Genomic DNA, 19,296 nt, shown 5'->3' with positions numbered 1-19,296 from the left:
GAGGTTTTGCATTTGATTGATATAAAAACTGTTTATCATACTATATGGTCATCAGACCTTTAGAGCTATGTTATAAAAACAACGATAAAATAAATGTCCAAATACATACGAAGGCAAGTAACCCAAAGCTGTATCTGAGAGCCATTTTTGTTAAAGTTGATTCTTGTCCAGTCGCGCCAACTGCTGCTGTAGCAATGGCAATGGATTGTGGAGAGACAAGTTTTGCCATTACTCCCCCGGCTGTGTTCGCTGCCACTAATAATGCTGGATTTGTTCCAATGATATGAGCAGCTGTTGCTTGAATTGGGGCGAACAATGTGTTGTTGTTAACAACAGATCCTGTCATAAATACGCCAATCCATCCTAAGACTGGAGATAATAACGGGAAGATGTTTCCGGCCGTTGCGACAGCTTCTCCTAATGCATTTGTTAATCCACCATAAGTCATCAGTTTAGCGATACCGATAATGGCACAGATCATAATGATTGGAGTCCAAAATTCAACAATCGCTCGTTTCAGAAGTGCAAACCCTTCTGCGAAATTGATTGTTTTCGTTGTTGCAATCGTTGTTAAACAAGCAAGTAATAGGGCCGTTCCTGTTGCGCCGATCAAATCTAGACTTATATTGATCGAAGAACCTGGAATCACAAATTGGATGATGGAGTCGTGAAGGAATCCACCTTCAGCAAATAAGCTTTTAAAAGCAGCGGAGCTCCAAATTAATACATAAACCGTTAACAATAAGAATGGAGACCATGCTTTGACAATTTCGCCAGCAGAATATGTCTCAAGCTTGCTTTCTTTTCCGTTAAGTAAAAAGATGTTTTTCGGTTTCCATTTTTTAAGAAATACCGTTAAGGCTCCCATTGTGATTAAAGCTGGAATAATATCAGCTAGCTCTGGACCAACGAAAACCGTCATGAATGCTTGAGAAACGGAATAAATCGTTGATGTCACTAAAAGAGCTGGAAGTAATTCTTTAATTCCTTTAAATCCATCTAGCACCCAGATTAATAAGAAAGGAATCGCAAAGTTTGTAAGTGGTAAAGTAAATGCACTCATCTTAGATACATCTGCTGAAGTGACCCCTTCTAAACCGAATGTATCAATAATACCTACAGGGATACCAATTGCTCCAAACGCGCCGGCTGCGGCATTGGCAATTAAACAAAGCATCGCTGCTTGTAATGGTTGAAAGCCTAATGAAATTAACAATACAGCACAGATGGCAATTGGCACACCAAAGCCAGCTGCTCCTTCAAGAAAGGCATTTAAGCAAAAGCCGATTAGTAAAAGCTGAAGGCGCTGATCTTGTGTAATGTTGGAAATGCTTCCACGCAAAGTGTCAAACTGCCCGGATTTCACCGAGATTTTGTATAACCAAACAGCCATAACAATAATATATCCAATAGGGAAAATTCCTTGAATCAAACCTTGGATCACACTGCCGACGGATTCGCCCATTGGTAACTTAAAGACGAAAAATACAATAGCAAATGTAACAGCTAAATTAAGTAGTGCTGCATTTAGTCCTTTCATTTTGAAGATCGTTAAACATAAAAGGAACAAGATGATGGGCACCGCAGCAACTAATGCTGAGATGCCGAGATGATTAAATGGATCAAATGTTTCTACTAACATAGTTAAGACTCCTCTTCGTGAATCGAATTATTTCCAAACCTGTGCTTGAATCTCTTTCAATGTTTTCACGGAATGATCAAATTGAGCTTGTTCCTTTTCATTTAGTGAGAGCTCTAAGACAGTTTTGGCACCTGTTCTATTTAAAACGGTAGGCACTCCAATGTATACATCATGATGTCCGTATTCGCCCTCTAAAAGTGAACCAACCGGTAAGGTGATCTGATGATCTTGCAAAATAGCTTTCGTTATTTTGGCTAATCCCATCGCAATTCCGTAATAGGTAGCGCCTTTCGCTTCAATAATTTTATACGCGGCATCACGTACTTGTACAGCGATTTCTTCCTTGCGTTCATCTGTTAGCTTTGATGCAACCGGTATGCTCGAAATATTGGCTGAGCTCCAAACAGGAAGTTGTGAATCGCCATGCTCGCCGATGATATAGGCATGTACACTTGTAGGTGCAGTGTTAAATTCTTGGCCTAGTAAAAAGCGGAAGCGGGCTGAATCCAATACAGTTCCTGAGCCGATGACTCTCTCTTTCGGTAGACCAGAGTATTTCCATGTCGCGTAAGACAAAATATCAACTGGATTGGTAGCGACTAAAAAGATACCGTTAAATCCAGCATTCATCACTTGGCCAACAATTGATTCGAAAATTTTTACATTCTTATGGACGAGATCTAATCTAGTTTCCCCTGGTTTTTGTGCTGCTCCTGCACAAATGACGACGATTGCAGCATCTTTACAATCTTCATACGAACCAAAAGTGATATTCATTGGACTAGGCGCATACACAACTCCGTGATCCAAATCCATGACATCGCCTTTCGTCTTTCCCTCATTTAAATCAATGAGAACGAGTTCATTACTAATTCCCTGGTTCATTAAAGCAAATGCATAACTTGAGCCGACAGCACCTGTTCCAATTAATACCACTTTATTTCCTAATGTCATCTCCAAAGAAAATTCCCTCCAATTGAATCAGATTCGCAAAGTATTTCAGAAACCGACATAAAAAATAACACATTTTGATTTGTTTTTCCACTAAATTTTTTTGAGAAATTTTTCATAAATTTATTTTACTTCATTTATATAGAATAAATCCTTCTATTAATTGTTATTTTTTGGGTGTAAGGGGAATAAGAAACAGCTAGAAAGTCAAAGAAAGTGCTGACAAGGTCAAAGAAGCGAGCAGAAAGTCGAAGAAAGTGCTGGCAAGGTCAAAGAAGCGAGCAGAAAGTCAAAGAAAGTGCTGGCAAGGTCAAAGAAGCGAGCAGAAAGTCGAAGAAAGTGCTGGCAAGGTCAAAGAAGTGTCCAGAAAGTCAGTGAAAATTGACTTTCTGGACAGCACCTTCCGCTTTTGTTATCGTCTAGCTTTGCCTCCTTGGGGCTCGAGTCAGATGCCAGTCCGACTTCATGGCTGAAGAACGCCATTTTGCCGGTCTGGCATCTGCTTGTCGCCCAGGGCAGTCGGCTCCGCTTTTGTTGTCGTCCAGCTCCAGGCGCTAGCGGCTATTGTACTTCCTCTCTCCTTCTTACGATAAGTCAACATCGATTCACTGACGTTCATCGTGTTTCCTTTATCTCGTGCGGAGCGATCCAGTCCATACGCCGCTGAACAGCACCTTCCGCTTTTGTTTGTCAAAGTGCTTCTTTTATTACTTTTTTGTAGTAAAGCACGGATAGCAGGCCGAAGATGGAGTATAGGCCGGTGTAGATGACCATGACGATGATCATTGGTGTCCAAAGTTCAGTACCGAATAGGAACCAGCCAGATTGGACGGCAAAGTAGCTGTGAAGCAGGCCGATGATTAACGGAATTCCAAAGTTAAAGAGCTGTTTAATTTGGATTCCTTTTAGTAAATCACTTTGTGTGTAGCCAAGCTTTCTTAGGATGGTGTAACTGTCTCTTTCTTCTTCGCTCTCATCCATTTGCTTAAAGTATAGAATACAGCCGGATGTGATCAAGAAAGTGAGTCCTAAGAAGCCAACGATAAACATAATGAGTCCCATATTCGATTTCTGTTGGGTGATCATTTCTAGCTGTGAGTGATTGGCCAATTCTTCGCTGAAAGGAAACTGTTTAAATATCTCATTTGCTTTCTCTACCTTAGTCTCATCTTTAATATTAATGCCAATATAGATAGAGGACTCTTTTTGAATAGCTGGATCAAGATCCTTCTTTAAGCGATCAAAAATGGTGTCATCCACCACTAAAGTCGGTAACCCTCCAGCAGTGAAATAAAAGGCAACGATGAATTCTTTACTTAATCCAACATATTTCTGTGTCAGAACCTTACTTTTCCCTTTTAATCCTATCTGTCCTGTTTCCTTTAACGGCATGAATTTTTTAAACATGTCTGCGTAGCCGAAAAACATCGCTTCGTCTGCGGAGAGGTCCATGTCTTTTATCACTTCGTCACTAATGACAGGAAATGGCATCGTTTCAGAAGGCAAGCTTGGGCTGTCTTCCTCTGTATCTAGTATTTGTTTCAGATCCACTTCAACTTGAAGGACCTCTATTTTTTGTTCGCTATATGAAATACCTTGAGCCTCGAATTCTTTTGTCAATTGTTTGGCCTGTTGTTCGTTTGTCATTGAAAAGTCATGAGGTACATAGTTTTTCCCTGTTTTTTCAGCGGAGTAATAAGAAATATAGCTTAACGATAATAAACCAATAGCAAGGGCCGATACAGTTGTAATAATCGTTAATAACATGGCATTCGATTTCATGCGAAACATAATCGATGACAGTGATAATACATCATTAATATTTAAGTGGCCGTCTTTCTTTTTTCTAATGATATTCCCAATGAAACGGACCGATCCTCTGTAGAAAAGATATGTTCCGACAATCACCGTTGTGAGAATAAAGGTCATAGCAAGGAATAGTTCTTGCATCGTGGTATAGTCACCGAAGAATAATCTTGATGAAGTATAGTAGCCGACTGCGATGGAAACGATTCCTGTGATCCCAAGAATGATTTCAAATATCGATATCTTCTTCACTTTACCTTCTGTTGTTGATGTAACTTTAAACAATGACAAAATGGTTTGTTTTTTAATAAAGATGTAATTGGTTAATAAAATGAAGAGATAGATGGCCGTAAACACGATTAATGTTTGAATAAATGCCTGCATCGAAAAATTCAAGGTAGCTACTTCTTCAATTCCTAGTATGTTAAATAAAATCATCATCACTAGCTTAGAAATAGAGAACCCTCCAAAGGTTCCAATTATTAGTGAACTGAAATAAAGGATAAAGTTCTCGATGCTTAGAAGGCGAAAGATTTCATTTTTCGTCAGTCCAATCAATTGAAATAAGCCAATCTCTTTACTTCGTCGTTTCATAAAAATTTTGTTCGCATATAGAAGGAAAATCCAAACGATCACAACAAGTAAAATCGACGTTGTTCGAATGGCAGCGGCTCCTTTAATGGACCCTTCTACTTCATTCATCGCTGGATCGTATTGCAAAGTAACAAAGGCGAAATAAAGCGCCACACTAAACACTAAAGCAAATATATAAAGATAGTAATTCTTTATATTCTTTTTCAAGTTTCGGAGGATGAGTTGATTAATGCTCATGTTGCACCCCGCCTAGCACACCTTGTGTTTTCATAATGCCTTGGAAAAACATTTGTCGATCTTCATTTCCTTTATTTAACTGAGTGTAGATTTGGCCATCTTTAATAAAAATAACTCGGCTGCAATAGCTGGCCGCGACAGGATCATGTGTAACCATAATGATCGTAGCTTGTCGTTTTTGATTTAGTTCACTTAGTTTATTTAATAAATCAGAAGCGGATTTTGAATCAAGGGCGCCAGTCGGTTCATCAGCGAAAATAATGCTTGGATGATGAATGAATGCTCGCGCAGCTGATGTCCGTTGCTTTTGACCGCCGGAAATTTCACTTGGGTATTTATCTTTTAGTTCTTGAATGCCTAATTCCATCGCTAGTGCTTGAAATCTCTGCTCCGCTTCTTGTTTCGATATTTTCGTAATCGACAATGGCAGAAGAATATTTTCTTTAACGGTCAATGTGTCCAGTAAGTTATAATCTTGAAAAATAAAGCCTAAATGGTGCTTACGGAATTCCGCTAATTGTTTTTCCTTTAGGTTAGTCATTTCCTTTCCGTTAATTTTAATATTGCCCATGCTTACTTGGTCGATGGAGGAGAGTACGTTCAGCAAAGTTGTTTTCCCTGAACCGGAAGGACCCATGATGCTGACGAATTCCCCTTTTTCAATGTTTAAATCAATTCCCTTTAATACTTCTTGCTTATTGAATTTATTTCCATAACTTTTATGAATTTTTGTTGCTTCTAAAATCGTCATATGAACAAGCTCCCTTTTGAAAGATTCATTGATTATGTTCTTCTTTATTATAAAAGGATCGAGTAGGTTTCTCCTTCGAATGGTCGAACAAAAAGGGAAAGCATGTGACATTTTTGTCACATGCTTGATATGCGGACGAAGTTGTTTCTTTTAGGAAAGGTAAGTGTAAATGTTGTCCCTGCTTCAAGTTCCGATTGTACAGCGATGTCGATGAGTAAACGTTCTGCGATTTTTTTCGTTAAATACAATCCCATTCCTGTTGCTGCATGGTCGTGATGCTCAGTTGTAGAGGTGAAGCCTTTTTCAAAAATGCGGGATATGTCCTTTGGATCAATACCGCGTCCGAGATCTTGCACTTGAAGGACTGTTTGCTCATTTTCTACATAGCTTTCAATGATAATATCGGCTGCTTCACTATATTTAACAGCATTTGTGAGCAGTTGTCGGATGATAAAGGCAAGCCATTTTACATCGCTTAAAACAGTGGTCTCGCTTAAATCGACATCAAATCCGATCCGCTTTTGCATACACCATGAGCGCAATGTTTTAATCTCTTGAAAGAGGGTCTCCTCTAAATTCACTTGCTCAATATATAAATCATTTTCCATAAAAGGAATCCGTTTTTGATGAAGCTGCTGGTCTAGTAAGAGGTGAATTCGCAGCCATTCATACCTCATATCGGCTTTCAACTTGTCATCTTGTAAGCGATCAATGATTAAATGCATGGCGGTTAATGGAGTTTTCACTTCATGAATCCAAGCTAATAGCTCATCCTTTTCTTGCTCAAGCAGCAGCCGGTTTTCGGTTGCTTGCTGCCTGAGCCGCTGTGTTTGCTGGGTCATGCTCGCTGTGATGATTTGTTCAAACGGACTTTCCGGCAGAGGAAGATTAGTAATATCAAGGTCATGATCACGTTCTTGTAAGCTTTGATAAAATTTTGTTTCTTTATGGTAACGAATGGTTAAAAAGATCGAAAAAACAAGCATAAATAAAAATACGATATAAAGGGCTGACTCAATAGGAATAGATGGATCGATAAACGTCATAAGAATAATCAGTAATTGTAAAAATACAAATAGAACGATCCAGCTGAGGCGCTCACGTATGTATGTTTTAATCATGGAAAGAGTCCTCTTCCTCCGCCATATATCCTTGGCCGACTTTTGTCACGATATAGTTTCCTAGACCGAGTTCATCAAGTTTTTTTCGCAAACGATTCACATTGACCGTTAACGTATTATCGCTGACAAAGCGCTGATCGTCCCATAAGCTATTGATCAATTCTTCTCGGCTGACAATTTTATTTTTCTGTTCAATGAGCTGCTTTAATATAAAGATTTCATTTTTTGTTAGTTCAATCGAGCTGTCTTGATTGATGACGATGTTTTTCTCATAATCGATCGTCGCCCCACACCATGTTTTTAGCTCAATCGGTTCGGTATTGTAATTATATACGCGGCGAAGAATTGCTTGGATTTTAGCCACGAGCACATCAAAATAAAACGGCTTTTGGATAAAGTCATCGGCCCCGAGCTGCATCGACATTACCATATCGGTCGGATGGTCACGAGAAGATAAGAAAATAATCGGTACATTGGAGTGAGAGCGGATCAATCGACACCAATGAAAGCCATCAAATTTCGGCAATTGAATATCAACGATGACTAAATCTGGTTTAATCGCTGTGAACTCTTGCAGTACTTGATTGAAATCAGCAATCCCGTATACATCATAAGACCATTGTTCTAAGCGATCTTTTATTTCATGAAATAAAGAAGCGTCATCTTCAATTAACAATAATTTAAACAACAGATTCACCACACAATTTTAAGTTTTTTATTAAATTGTATAGGAAAATCTTGTGAAGTGCCAAGAGTAACAAAAAAGCCGGCGTTCACCGGCTTTTTTGTTGTAAATATTTTTTATCATTCATAAATAAGCGCCAAAAGTAAAAGAAGCCGGGAAATAGGATAGCAAACCCCACAATATACGTTACGAACACGGCCCTAAACGAATTCGGATCGGTAAAAGCTGATTCAATTGTCACATCGGGATAAACAATATAGGGCAAGTGAGCTTTTCCGTATACATAGCTAGCAATCAAGTATTGAATAGCTACGGCAACGACGGCTAGCCTTGGCATCCCACGAACGTTTTTATCTTGAAGAGAGGGCAAAAAAAGACCGATGCCTCCAATGAAAAAGAAGCCGATAGAAAGAAATAGCAAAGGAAGATCATCCATCATTCGTTCGTAGAGCCAAGGAGCTTCTAATTGTAAGGTCCTCATAATCAGAAAAGCCATCCCTAATGAAATCGGCCCAAGAATGCGGGCATCACGCAGGTACGTTTCATACGCTTCTTTTTCCTGAGAAGCTTTGGAGTAATCCGCCAATAATAAAGAAGAGAGAAAGAGCGTACTGCTGATCGCAAAGCCAATAAAGGCATATTCATTCGGGCTCGTAAACAGCTTTTGCAAATTTAAGATGGGCGTACCATTTTGATCATCGATAAATGCCCCATGAGTAATCGGCAAGACACTAATTAACAGTCCGGGAATGAAAATGCCTGTGATACCTGACACATACGTTAATGGCTTTTGATAGTCAGTGGCGATATTTGAAAACACGAGAAAGCCGCTTCTAATTGCCAGCAACAGCAAAATAATACTTCCCGGAATGAGCAGGATCGTGCCTAACACATAAGCAGCGGTAGGAAACAGGCTATAAACGGCGACGACTAAAGCAACAATAAATGTATTGGTCACTTCCCATGTAGGGGATAAGTACCGATTAGCGACATTGGTAGCCCTCGTTTGTTTTCGGTTAATATAAATCATCGACCAAAAGCCGGCTCCAAAATCCATCGTGGCCATGACAGAGTAAATAAAGACAAATCCCCAAAGAACGGTAATTGCGATCAACGCATCAGTCATTGGCATTCTCTCCTATCGATTGAAATTAACTCACTATGTACGTTTCTTCTGCTTTTTTTAAATCATCTAACTCCGTATTTTTTCTAAAAAAGTATAGAAGTACGGCCACGACGGCGACACCTAAAATTACATATACGATCAAGAATAAAATAAAGAGAATCATTAAATTAGGGGCTGATGTTACTGAATCAGCCGTTTGTAATACATGATAAATCACCCAAGGTTGTCTCCCAGTACAAGCGAAAATCCAGCCGCATTCGATGGCAATGATAGCAAGTGGACCACTCAATACGTATATCCACAGCAAAGCTTTTGGAAAATGCTCTTTCTTGCTTAGCTTTTTCCATATGAGTCCAACGAATGCTAAAAAAATAAGGAGAGAGCCAATGCCCACCATCACATTAAATAACGTATGGATAAAAAGGGGTGGCCAATATTCTTCAGGAAAGTCGTTCAAGCCGACGACGACGGTGTCAAAGCTATTACCTGCTAGAAAGCTAAGCAACCATGGAATTTCAATGGCTCCTTTCACCGATTGTGTGTCACGATCTGTGACTCCTCCAATAGCTAAAGGAGCGTGCGATTGAGTATCAAATAAGCCTTCCGCTGCCGCTAGCTTTTCCGGTTGATATTCATGTAAATATTGAGCGGATTCATGCCCGTTGATTGCCGTTAGAAAAGAGCAAATCCCTCCGACAACTAAGCTAATCATTAATGCTTTTTGGTGAAAAAGATACACTTTCGATTCACGTTTATTTTTCATCATTTTATAGGCAGCGACAGACGCAACAACAAATGCGCCGACCACATAAGCGGATAAGGCAACGTGACCTGCTGTGACAAAAAAGCTGGGATTAAAGAAGGCAGCCCAAGGATCAATATCAACAAATTTTCCATTCTCATAACGGAAACCGGCGGGTGTTCCTTGAAAAGCGTGAACATTGGTGATTAACACAGCGGATGCCAACGCTCCTAAAGCGACAAAGACTAAACTAACAATTCTCATCCACGGAGCAATTCGTTCCGCGGCATACACATAAATGGACATAAATAATGCTTCGACAAAAAAAGCATAAATTTCAATTTGAAAAGGAAGCGGCATCACCCGACCAATCACTTCCATAAACCCTGGCCATAATAGCGATAATTGCACACCAGCAATGGTACCAGTGGGAATCCCAACCCCTAATAACACCGCAAATGTTTTTGTCCAGCGCTTCGCCATGACCACATAGTCCAAATCTTTTGTTTTTTGATAAAGTAATTCGGCCGTTAAAATCATGAACGGCAATCCTACTCCAATCGTGGCAAAGATGATATGGAAGGCCATCGTTGTTCCAAATAAAGAACGAGCAATAAATAAATCGTCCATATAACATTACGTCCTTTCTTATTTTTCCTTATGAATCATATCTTTTCCAATGTCGGAAAGGATATGTATAGAGAAAGTGGGATGAATCGGTTTGTTCTTTTTTAAAGAAAATGTCTCTTTTTTTAGAACGTGTGTTTTTTTCCCTTTCGTTGGAAGATCGAATAGGTCGCCTTACATAAAGACACTACCGAATTTCGATATCGTTGTATCCTCTTTGTTGAACGAGGGGAACTAGAAACAGGAGAATCCCCCACCTCAAGCTCGTGTAGAGGTAGGTGGGGGTAGTTCAATATGAAAGGAATAATTGTTATACTAAAAGCAGGTATTTTCGCAACACTCAACGTAAAGGAGCTACCAACTGTTATTAAAAATATAGAGAATCAGGTACAAGTATGGACAAACACTCTAAAAAACAGTTAGTTTTAAATGGATTCTAGAAACATCTTTATCATTTGATCCAATCATTTCGAAATAGGCATTCCCGTTTCTTTAGAATATTCTCTCCATTGCTTAAGTCATTCATTATCAATGGCACTACCGATCTGACTTCTTGTTTTTAAGTCTTTCCTCATGTTTTCACCTCATGGATAATATATAACTAATGTTATTTTATTCCAATTAAAATTAGTTCTAGGGTATAATGAATGCAAGGTGGTGAGTAGATGAAGAAAGCCTATTTCATAGAAATTAAGCCGACAACCGAACAAAAAACGAAAATACACCAAACGATCGGCGTTTGTCGATACGTGTACAATTTTTATCTGGCGAAGAACAAAGAAGTGTACGAAAAAGACGGCTCGTTTATGACTGGGTTCGACTTTTCCAAATGGCTGAATAATGTTCATACGCTAGAACAAGATCAATGGATTAAAGAAGTATCTAGTAAAGCTGTTAAGCAAGCGATTATGAATGCGGATAAAGCCTTTAGAAACTTGTTCGCAGGGAAAGTGAAATTTCCGCGTTTCAAAAAGAAAAAGAAGCAAGATGTTAAATGCTATTTTCCAAAGAACAACAAAACGGATTGGACCGTCGAGAGACACCGAGTGAAAATCCCTACACTTGGTTGGATGCGTTTGAAGGAATTCGGATACCTCCCCGAGACGGCTGTCGTAAAAAGCGGAACCGTTTCACGAAAAGCAGGAAGGTATTATGTTTCTGTTCTTTGTGAAGTAGAGCCTCAAGGAAGACAGCCTCCTGTTACAAATGAAGGACTGGGCATGGACTTAGGCATCAAAGACTTCGCCGTATGTAGTAATGGTTCAGTGTATAAAAATATCAACCGTTCCATACGGGTAAGAAAGTTAGAAAAGAAATTAAAACGAGAACAACGCTCTTTGTCTCGTAAGTATGAATATCTAAAAAAGCGAGGTGAAAAAGCTGTTACTAAAAGAGCAAACATAAACAAAAACATTCTTAGAGTTCAAAAACTTCATGCTCGTTTCGCAAATATCCGCTTAGAGTATGTTAAGTCTATTGTGACTCAAGTGGCGAAAACCAAGCCAAGTTATATCACAATAGAGGATTTGAATGTAAAAGGAATGATGAAGAATCGGCACCTATCGAAAGTAATCGCACAACAATGTTTTTACACATTTAAAACTTGGCTCACAGCGAAATGTAAAGAGTTACACATTGAGCTGAGACAAGTGGATCGGTTTTATCCGTCTTCGAAATTATGTTCTTGTTGTGGAGAAAAAAAGATGGATTTAAAACTATCGGATCGTGTATACACATGCGATTGCGGCCACAAGATGGATCGAGACTTAAATGCAGCGATCAACCTTTTACAAGCAAAAGAATACATCATTTTAACTTAAATAGAATGATGTATGATAGGTGGGGCTACCCCCGAAATCACGCCTGTGGAGTGCTACATTCACCAGATTAGCTAGAAGTTTAGCCAAATGGGGTACGAGGAAGCAGGAAAATTCTAAGGATAGACTTTTGTCTATGTTTTTAGTGGCAGTCGATTAGTTATGTCTGAATCATTGCAATTAGCTACATTTGCAGGTGGATGTTTTTGGTGTATGGTCGCACCATTTGATGAGCAGCCGGGAATTGAAGAAGTGATTTCTGGGTACACGGGTGGGCATACAGTCAATCCAACGTATGAAGAAGTATGTTCGGATACAACGGGACATTATGAAGCTGTACAAATTACGTTTGATCCCAATGTATTTCCATATAAAAAATTGTTGGAGCTATATTGGCAGCAAATTGACCCAACTGATGCAGGTGGTCAATTCAATGATCGAGGATTATCCTATCGGACGGCGATTTTTTATCATAATGATGAGCAAAAGCAATTGGCTGAAGCTTCTAAAGCGGAACTAGCCGCCAGCGGTCGCTTTCAAAAACCGATTGCGACGGAAATTTTGCCAGCAAGCCCTTTTTATAAGGCTGAAGCAAAGCACCAGCATTATTATAAAAAGAACGCATTTCACTACAATATGTACAAAGAGGGCTCTGGCCGTGCGCCATTCATTCGCGAGCATTGGAAGAAAGTACAAAGCGATGAACAGTTGCGTAAAGAATTAACGCCGCTTCAATATGAAGTCACGAGAAACAATGCGACAGAGCCGCCATTTCGCAATGAATTTTGGAATCATACAGAAGAAGGCATTTATGTCGACATCATTTCTGGCGAGCCGCTCTTTAGTTCGCTCGATAAATACGATGCTGGCTGCGGTTGGCCAAGTTTTACTAAGCCACTGCGCCGCATGGAAATCGCCGAGAAATTAGATACGTCACACGGAATGAGACGAATCGAGGTTCGAGCGAAAACATCCGATTCCCATCTCGGTCATGTTTTCGATGATGGCCCTGGTCCAGATGGTGCACGCTATTGTATCAATTCAGCGGCTTTACGATTTGTACCGAAGAGTAAGCTGATTGAAGAAGGATACGGCGAATTTTTGAGTTTATTTGAATAAAAACAAAACACAGGGCATCATCCATCAATTGGATGGTTACCACAATCATGTATATTTCCCTCTTTAAATGATCACATTATTAGCAATGCGTCGCTAGCTCAGTCGTTTAAAGGGGGATATTTTATTGTTTCATCGCTCAAGTATTATAGGTGGAGTATTATCAGGAGCGTTATCACAAATACAAGATACACGATCGTTAAACCAAGGGCATTTAAGTAGAAAAGACTATGCCGTATGTACAACGCAAAATATTACTGGCACATTTGGAATTATGGCTGGAATGGAGTATGGCGGGGCAGTAGGATCTTCCTTACTTCCTGGTGTGGGAAGTATTTTAGGTATGACAGTTGGAGGGATTATTGGAGATCGTATTGGCTCTTATGTAGGTAGACAGGCTGGACATATGATTTTTCACAACCCTGCTTTATTAGGCAACCATCCATTGCTATTAGAAGGAATAGAGCGAACATATTAAAACAGCGTGCCGCTTCCTTGCACGCTGTTTTTTAATGAAATTGTTGTTCGATTTCATCCAATTTTGCCTTGACTAGATGATCATTGACCACATTATAAGCACTTGTGTCAAGATTAGTGACATCAGCTGTTTTTTCAAATATATTCTCCATCGAGCCTTTCGTTTTCTCGAACGTCTGCTTCGACTTTTCCATCGCTCCCTGCAGGCTTTGTTTCATTCTTTCGCCGCCCATTTCAATCATTTCTGGAATGTTCATCTGTTCTTTTTCAACTTTTGCCTCTTCAAGAAATTTCCCAAATTGTTCTCTAGAGCCTAAAGCTAATGTTTTAACAGAATCACTTAATGATAAGACTGCTCCTGTCCCTTTGACTAACATTTTTCTTGTGCCGCTTCTAGCCTCGGGAGAGACCACTAAAATGAGCGCAGCTGCTGAAATCCACGTAATGGGATTATTGATCGCAAATAACTTTTTTAACACATTGGCCACCTCAATTTTTAATTTTAACTTTATTATTTCCAATAATTATAAAAATAATCGAAATTAATACAATTCAACCAATGCATAAAAAGATCAGTGATTGTTCAAAATATCTTTTATAAATTTTCTGTAGAGAGAGGGGGGCTAATCATTGGAAATTTCATTATGGAAAGAAAGATCATTTCATGTCTTGCCTGGGAGACTAAGATTTGAGCTTTATGGGTTAAAGCATAATGAAGTGGCTAAAGAAAAATTTGAGAAAATCTTTTCTACTATCGACGGAGTCCATATAGTGGATGCCAACGTTCATACGGGTAATGTATTAATCACATACAGTGTGGATGCCGTGTCATTAGATGTTCTTAGTCTATATATAACGAAATTTGAAGAAGCCCTCTTTCAGAAAATCCATCAAGGGGAAAAAGAGGAGTATGATCATGCACTTGAACAAGAAATAGCGGAATCAAAAGCCTCATATCAAGAAGTAGCTGCCACTTATGAAACGGAACAAACATATTTCTCAAGTCGTGAGGCTAGCTATCAAATACCGGAAAGATTACAAACGGTGTCGATTGCGAATGACCGATTGACTCGTGAGGAAAAGGTGTCCATCCCTTTAGCTCTTTCAACAGCAGGCTTAGGGGTATTAGGAGTGAAGCAAGTATGGAAAGGAGCTTCGAGTCTTTCTAGGCATCCGGTTCCATTTTATTTAAGTGGATTAATCGGTATTTGTTCAGGTTATCCATTTATTCGTAGAGGATTACAGCAGTTTAATCAAGAGAAGAAAGTAAATATGGATCTCTTATTAGGAGCGAGCTCCTTAGCTTTAGCCTTGATTCGTGAGAACCTTATTGTATTGGCTGGTATCAGCTTATTGCAATATTTAAATTGGAAAAGGCAAAAGAGTGTGGATGAAGAGCTATTTGATCAGCCATACATTTCACCTGAAATTGAGACATACAGTCGGAAAATGAGCAAGTTTGGCTTTGCTGCCGCTGGAGCGAGCCTCTTTTTAACTCGCAATCCGCTATCAGCATTTGCTGTCTTATTGGCAGCTAATCCGCGTCCGGCTCTTCAGCCAACCGAATATGCTTGGAAACAAGCCAATCACATGGCTAAAGAAAATAACCAAAAAATCCCATTAAATGGATCGATGTATCAGTTATCCCAAATGAAAGCTGTCGTATTTGATGATGCGTCTTTGTTAATTGATCATTCTTCTTTACGATCCGAATGCCAGGCGTTATTCGAAAAGCTGCCTCAAGGAACAACTATTCGCTATTTAAATAACAGAAGTGACAGGCCATTATCCGAATGGGAAGAAGAGTTAAGAACTACCTATGGACTAGAGTTATGTCATATAACCGATGGGCAGCTTCCTCAAAGAAGAGAGGAAGTGTTATTTGTTACGGATCATATTTCCGCTACAAATAACAATATCGTTTCTTTTTATCCATCCATTAAAATGGATGAATTGAAGGCGATAGCAGATACGTATGACCATGCAAAGCAGCTAGACAAAATGGTCAATCGAAATGTGAAAGTGACAAAAGTGTGGAATATACTCGGCACATTGGTAGCCACTCGATTATTCGTGTTCGCTCCTATCATTAATTTAATAGCGGATGCTATGTGTTTAACCTTTATGTCAAGGGCGAAAACGTGGACCGAAAGAAAAATGACAAAGTCAAAAGCTGTTGTGAAAAATAGTAAACACCATATACAAGAACAAGCTTCCTGGTATCGTTTAGAAGCCGCTGAATTGTATGACCATTACAATACCGACCAACGGAATGGCTTAACGACTGAACAAGTGAAATCAGCCCAATCATCGTATGGAAAAAATCGAATGAGCGGGAAGCAAAAGCCTCATTGGTTACGTGCCTATTTGGGACAATTTAAAGAATTAACGACGATTATTTTAGGTTCCACCGCTCTAATTAGTTTATTTACCGGGCATTTATTTGACGGCATGATCATGGGATCGATTTTACTTCTTAATGCTGGAATCGGAACAGTTCAGGAAAGAAAAGCAGAGCAAACGGTAGAATCATTAAGCGAATTCGTGCCGCCTAACTGTCGAGTCATCAGAAATGGCAATGTGCAGGAGGTGTCAGCAGACGACCTCGTTCCAGGTGACATCGTGGAATTAGAGGCTGGCGATAGAGTTCCAGCTGATATGCGTATTTTACAAAGCTGGAATTTAGAAATTAATGAGGCTGCTCTCACGGGTGAATCCCTTCCAGTAGAAAAAAATGCTCTGCAAATTGAAGACGATCGATCACTTTCCGATCGTACGAATATGGCCTATATGGGCACACATGTGACACGTGGAAAAGCAAAACTAATGGTTGTCAACACAGGTAATTACACGGAAATGGGCCATCTACTTACCTTGTTAACCAATGACAAAGAGGAAGTTACACCATTACAGGAGCAAGTCACTTCCATTAGTAAAACATTTATGAAGGTGGCGTTTCTAGCAGGTGGCGTTGTGTTTGCGGTGGGGCTTCTTAGAGGGATGCCGATCACACAAATTATGACGATGTCTGTTGCTCTCGCCGCTTCGGCGATACCAGAAGGATTACCAGTAACGATCACCATCGCATTAACAGCTGGAATTATGAGGATGGCAGAGAAAAATGCGGTCGTTCGTAAGCTGGCTGCTTTAGAAACGCTTGGCCGGACAACGATGATCTGTTCTGATAAAACAGGAACACTCACCAAAAATGAAATGACGGTTACGAAAATAGCTACCGTTGCTAAAGAATACGATGTCACAGGAAATGGGTATATCCCTGATGGACAAATTGTTGATGAAGCTGGAGAGGAATCTTGCTGTCATGACCTTGAACAACTTTTGAAAATAGGTGTGCTATGTAACAATACAAGCCTTCACGAAACAGAAGAAGGCTGGGACATTAAAGGAGACCCGACAGAGGGGGCGATTATTACATTAGCCGCCAAGCAAAAAAGCATTATGGATGGTCTAACAGACTGGAAACGTGTACAGGAAGTTCCTTTTGACTCCGATCGAAAAATGATGAGCGTCGTTTGCAAAGAGACAGAACAACATAAAGATTGTTATATTTTAACAAAAGGCTCTATTGAAAAGGTGCTTGAACGCTGTACCCATTATCAAAAGAATGGCAAGAAACTGAAGCTGACAGAACTAGTGAAAAAGAAAATATATAAGCAAACTGAACAATTCGCGAACGAAGCCTTACGTGTGCTTGGATTCGCTTATGCTCCATTAAACAATGAACCCGATGAACAATGTCAAGATGGGCTTGAGAAGGAATTAATTTATGTCGGAATGGTCGGCATGATGGATCCACCGAAAGAAGATGTAGAAACAAGCATTAATGAAGCCTTGCAATTAGGCATTAAACCGGTCATGATTACCGGTGATCATCCGCAAACAGCGATGGCCATTGCCAAGCAGATAGGTATTTGTGGACCAGATGATCAAATAATGACTGGTAAAGATATCGATCAACTTTCTGATGAGGCTTTGACCGAGAAGATTAACGATATTAAAGTGTACGCCAGAGTGACACCAGAACATAAATTACGGATTGTTTCGTTATTGCAAAAAAATGGACATATCGTAGCGATGACTGGTGATGGCGTCAATGATTCCCCAGCCATTAAAAAAGCCAATATCGGGATTGCCATGGGGAAAACGGGTACACAGGTGACGAAAGAAACATCGGATATGGTACTAAAGAAAGATCACTTTAGTTCTATTGTAGATGGAGTGAAAGAAGGTCGCACCATCATTGGTAATATTCGAAAAGCACTGGGCTGTTTACTATGTGGAAATCTGGCCGAAATTATGGTCACCACAACAGCTGTACTCGTAGGGTTACCACTTCCTATCGTGCCTGTCCAAATTTTACTTATGAATTTACTAACAGATGCCCTGCCAGCAATGGTGTTAGCTGTGAACCCAGGAAATAAGAAAAAAATCACCAAACGCCAAGGCATTGTCGATAAGAGTTTATACCAACAAGTCGTTACTCGCGGAGTTCTGTTAGGCTTAGGTTCGCTTGCTTTATTTGCCGGAAGTTTAGCATTAGGTGCGCCATTAGCGGTTGCACAAACAACAGCCTTTGCCACATTAGTAGCAGGACAACTCATTCAAACATTCTCTTGGAGACAATTAGGGTCTGAAGATGAAAAAATGGGCGAATGGTCAAAAGATCGTTTCTTAGTGGGAGCTTTAGGTGTTTCATGGTTATCGTTGTTAGCCTGCATTTACATTCCTCCACTGCAAGGGATCTTTAATACTGTACCGATCTCCATCATGGGATGGGCGGCCGTCATCGCTGTAGCAGCAAGTTCAGCTACTCTAGCCAAGCCAGTAATCAAATGGGTGCAAAGAGATCGTAAAGAAGAAACGCTCGCTTTAGCTGTATAAGTGAGACCATAATTGGAAAAAATAATCTAATGAAAAGGAGGGTTTGAACATGTTAGTGCAACGTGTCATTGTGGGCTCTGCGCTCATTATTGCAAGCACAGCGATCATTCCAGTGGCAAGAAAAACACTACGCCCCATGCTGTATGATTTCTCTAAACAGATGAAATACTTAGTTGTTTCCGCCAAGGAAGAACTAGAAGACATCGTGGCGGAAGTGAAGTTTGACCGAATGCAAAAGTATCTTGAGCGAGACATGTGTATAGATGGCCATGCGTACGAAGTAGAGGATTCGGAACAAAGCATTTTCTCTTAAATTTTTATCCAAAGGAGTGACCTTCATGAAGGAGCACAATGAGGAAGTGATTAGTCATTTACGACAGGCCCTATTACACTTAGACTATGCATTACAATCCACAATGGATGCCATTGTCAATAATCCTCAATCTAAGAAAACGCTAGGAAAAGTATGGGAAGACTTTCTAGGAACTTTCTTCGGTAAAGTTCGGTCGAAAGGAAAAGAACACAACATTAACCTATTAGGCTTAATCTCTTTTCCGAAGCTTCGAAAGTTCGGGTAAGAATGAATACGTAAGTAGAGGATGGCCCAAATGATCGGTTTGGGGCGTCCTTTTTGTGTTATGCACACTAACTCATGCAGAAGCTTCATCCGAAGATTATGAGCTGGATTTTGAGCCATTTGTG

The 19,296-nt window shown here is 39.8% G+C and carries 16 protein-coding genes and 1 pseudogene; 7 read left to right on the top strand and 10 right to left on the bottom strand.

The genetic code is table 11. The features are described from left to right. Positions 1–70: 70 nt before the first annotated feature. From WDJ61_RS18105 to WDJ61_RS18065, 9 genes are all read right to left on the bottom strand, one after another. A complete protein-coding gene (locus WDJ61_RS18105; protein WP_338752311.1) occupies positions 71–1,642 on the bottom strand; it encodes an L-lactate permease in 1,572 nt (523 codons plus the stop codon). Between the two features lie 27 nt (positions 1,643–1,669). Then, complete coding sequence (locus tag WDJ61_RS18100) at positions 1,670–2,596, bottom strand: L-lactate dehydrogenase (protein ID WP_413789109.1); 927 nt, start codon at positions 2,594–2,596, stop codon at positions 1,670–1,672. A gap of 460 nt (positions 2,597–3,056) precedes the next feature. Next, positions 3,057–3,287: a hypothetical protein gene (locus WDJ61_RS18095; RefSeq protein WP_338752306.1), complete on the bottom strand. Its 231-nt coding sequence runs from the start codon at positions 3,285–3,287 to the stop codon at positions 3,057–3,059. Continuing rightward, positions 3,284–5,230, bottom strand: a complete 1,947-nt coding sequence (locus WDJ61_RS18090; RefSeq protein WP_338752304.1) for an ABC transporter permease — start codon at positions 5,228–5,230, stop codon at positions 3,284–3,286. The genes WDJ61_RS18095 and WDJ61_RS18090 overlap by 4 nt, the downstream gene beginning before the upstream one ends. Then, positions 5,220–5,981 (bottom strand): ABC transporter ATP-binding protein, encoded by a 762-nt coding sequence (locus WDJ61_RS18085; protein ID WP_338752302.1) that lies wholly within the window; start codon positions 5,979–5,981, stop codon positions 5,220–5,222. The genes WDJ61_RS18090 and WDJ61_RS18085 overlap by 11 nt, the downstream gene beginning before the upstream one ends. 116 nt (positions 5,982–6,097) lie before the next feature. Next, positions 6,098–7,102: a sensor histidine kinase gene (locus WDJ61_RS18080; RefSeq protein ID WP_338752300.1), complete on the bottom strand. Its 1,005-nt coding sequence runs from the start codon at positions 7,100–7,102 to the stop codon at positions 6,098–6,100. Then, positions 7,095–7,790, bottom strand: coding sequence for a response regulator transcription factor (locus WDJ61_RS18075; RefSeq protein ID WP_338752298.1), 696 nt, complete (start codon positions 7,788–7,790; stop codon positions 7,095–7,097). Before WDJ61_RS18075 ends, WDJ61_RS18080 begins: the two co-directional genes overlap by 8 nt. An 85-nt stretch (positions 7,791–7,875) precedes the next feature. Next, positions 7,876–8,913 carry a cytochrome d ubiquinol oxidase subunit II gene (locus WDJ61_RS18070; RefSeq protein WP_338752296.1) on the bottom strand — a complete coding sequence of 346 codons (1,038 nt, stop codon included), beginning with the start codon at positions 8,911–8,913 and terminating at the stop codon, positions 7,876–7,878. A gap of 25 nt (positions 8,914–8,938) precedes the next feature. Then, the gene (locus tag WDJ61_RS18065) at positions 8,939–10,285 is read right to left on the bottom strand and encodes a cytochrome ubiquinol oxidase subunit I (protein ID WP_338752294.1); all 1,347 of its coding nucleotides are present in this window, start codon (positions 10,283–10,285) and stop codon (positions 8,939–8,941) included. A gap of 662 nt (positions 10,286–10,947) precedes the next feature. Between WDJ61_RS18065 and WDJ61_RS18060 the strand changes: the two genes are divergently transcribed. The 4 genes and pseudogenes from WDJ61_RS18060 to WDJ61_RS18045 all read left to right on the top strand — a co-directional run bounded on the left by WDJ61_RS18060 (position 10,948) and on the right by WDJ61_RS18045 (position 13,693). Then, on the top strand, positions 10,948–12,102 hold the full coding sequence (locus WDJ61_RS18060) for a transposase (RefSeq protein ID WP_338752292.1): 1,155 nt from the start codon (positions 10,948–10,950) through the stop codon (positions 12,100–12,102). A 159-nt stretch (positions 12,103–12,261) separates the two neighbouring features. After that, a pseudogene (gene msrA / locus WDJ61_RS18055) lies at positions 12,262–12,783 on the top strand (peptide-methionine (S)-S-oxide reductase MsrA); the annotation flags it as partial. Then, positions 12,769–13,218, top strand: coding sequence for a peptide-methionine (R)-S-oxide reductase MsrB (gene msrB / locus WDJ61_RS18050; RefSeq protein ID WP_338754838.1), 450 nt, complete (start codon positions 12,769–12,771; stop codon positions 13,216–13,218). The pseudogene msrA and the gene msrB, both read left to right, overlap by 15 nt. A gap of 124 nt (positions 13,219–13,342) precedes the next feature. Next, a complete protein-coding gene (locus tag WDJ61_RS18045; protein ID WP_338752290.1) occupies positions 13,343–13,693 on the top strand; it encodes a hypothetical protein in 351 nt (116 codons plus the stop codon). A 31-nt stretch (positions 13,694–13,724) separates the two neighbouring features. Here the strand turns inward: WDJ61_RS18045 and WDJ61_RS18040 are convergent, their stop codons facing one another. Beyond that, positions 13,725–14,171: a hypothetical protein gene (locus tag WDJ61_RS18040; RefSeq protein WP_338752288.1), complete on the bottom strand. Its 447-nt coding sequence runs from the start codon at positions 14,169–14,171 to the stop codon at positions 13,725–13,727. Between the two features lie 151 nt (positions 14,172–14,322). On the opposite strand from WDJ61_RS18040, the gene WDJ61_RS18035 reads away from it, so the two are divergent. The 3 genes from WDJ61_RS18035 to WDJ61_RS18025 are packed head-to-tail and all read left to right on the top strand — an operon-like array spanning position 14,323 to position 19,172. Next, a complete protein-coding gene (locus WDJ61_RS18035; RefSeq protein ID WP_338752286.1) occupies positions 14,323–18,594 on the top strand; it encodes an HAD-IC family P-type ATPase in 4,272 nt (1,423 codons plus the stop codon). Positions 18,595–18,643: 49 nt separating this feature from the next. Further along, a complete protein-coding gene (locus tag WDJ61_RS18030) occupies positions 18,644–18,907 on the top strand; it encodes a hypothetical protein (protein ID WP_338752284.1) in 264 nt (87 codons plus the stop codon). Between the two features lie 25 nt (positions 18,908–18,932). After that, positions 18,933–19,172, top strand: a complete 240-nt coding sequence (locus WDJ61_RS18025; protein ID WP_338752282.1) for a hypothetical protein — start codon at positions 18,933–18,935, stop codon at positions 19,170–19,172. The last annotated feature ends 124 nt before the right edge of the window (positions 19,173–19,296 follow it).

This window comes from Bacillus sp. FJAT-52991, assembly GCF_037201805.1.
GTDB classification, from domain to species: domain Bacteria; phylum Bacillota; class Bacilli; order Bacillales; family Domibacillaceae; genus Bacillus_CE; species Bacillus_CE kandeliae.
The sequence above is the reverse complement of the archived record's forward strand: the minus strand, read 5'-3'. Positions and strand labels throughout refer to the sequence as shown.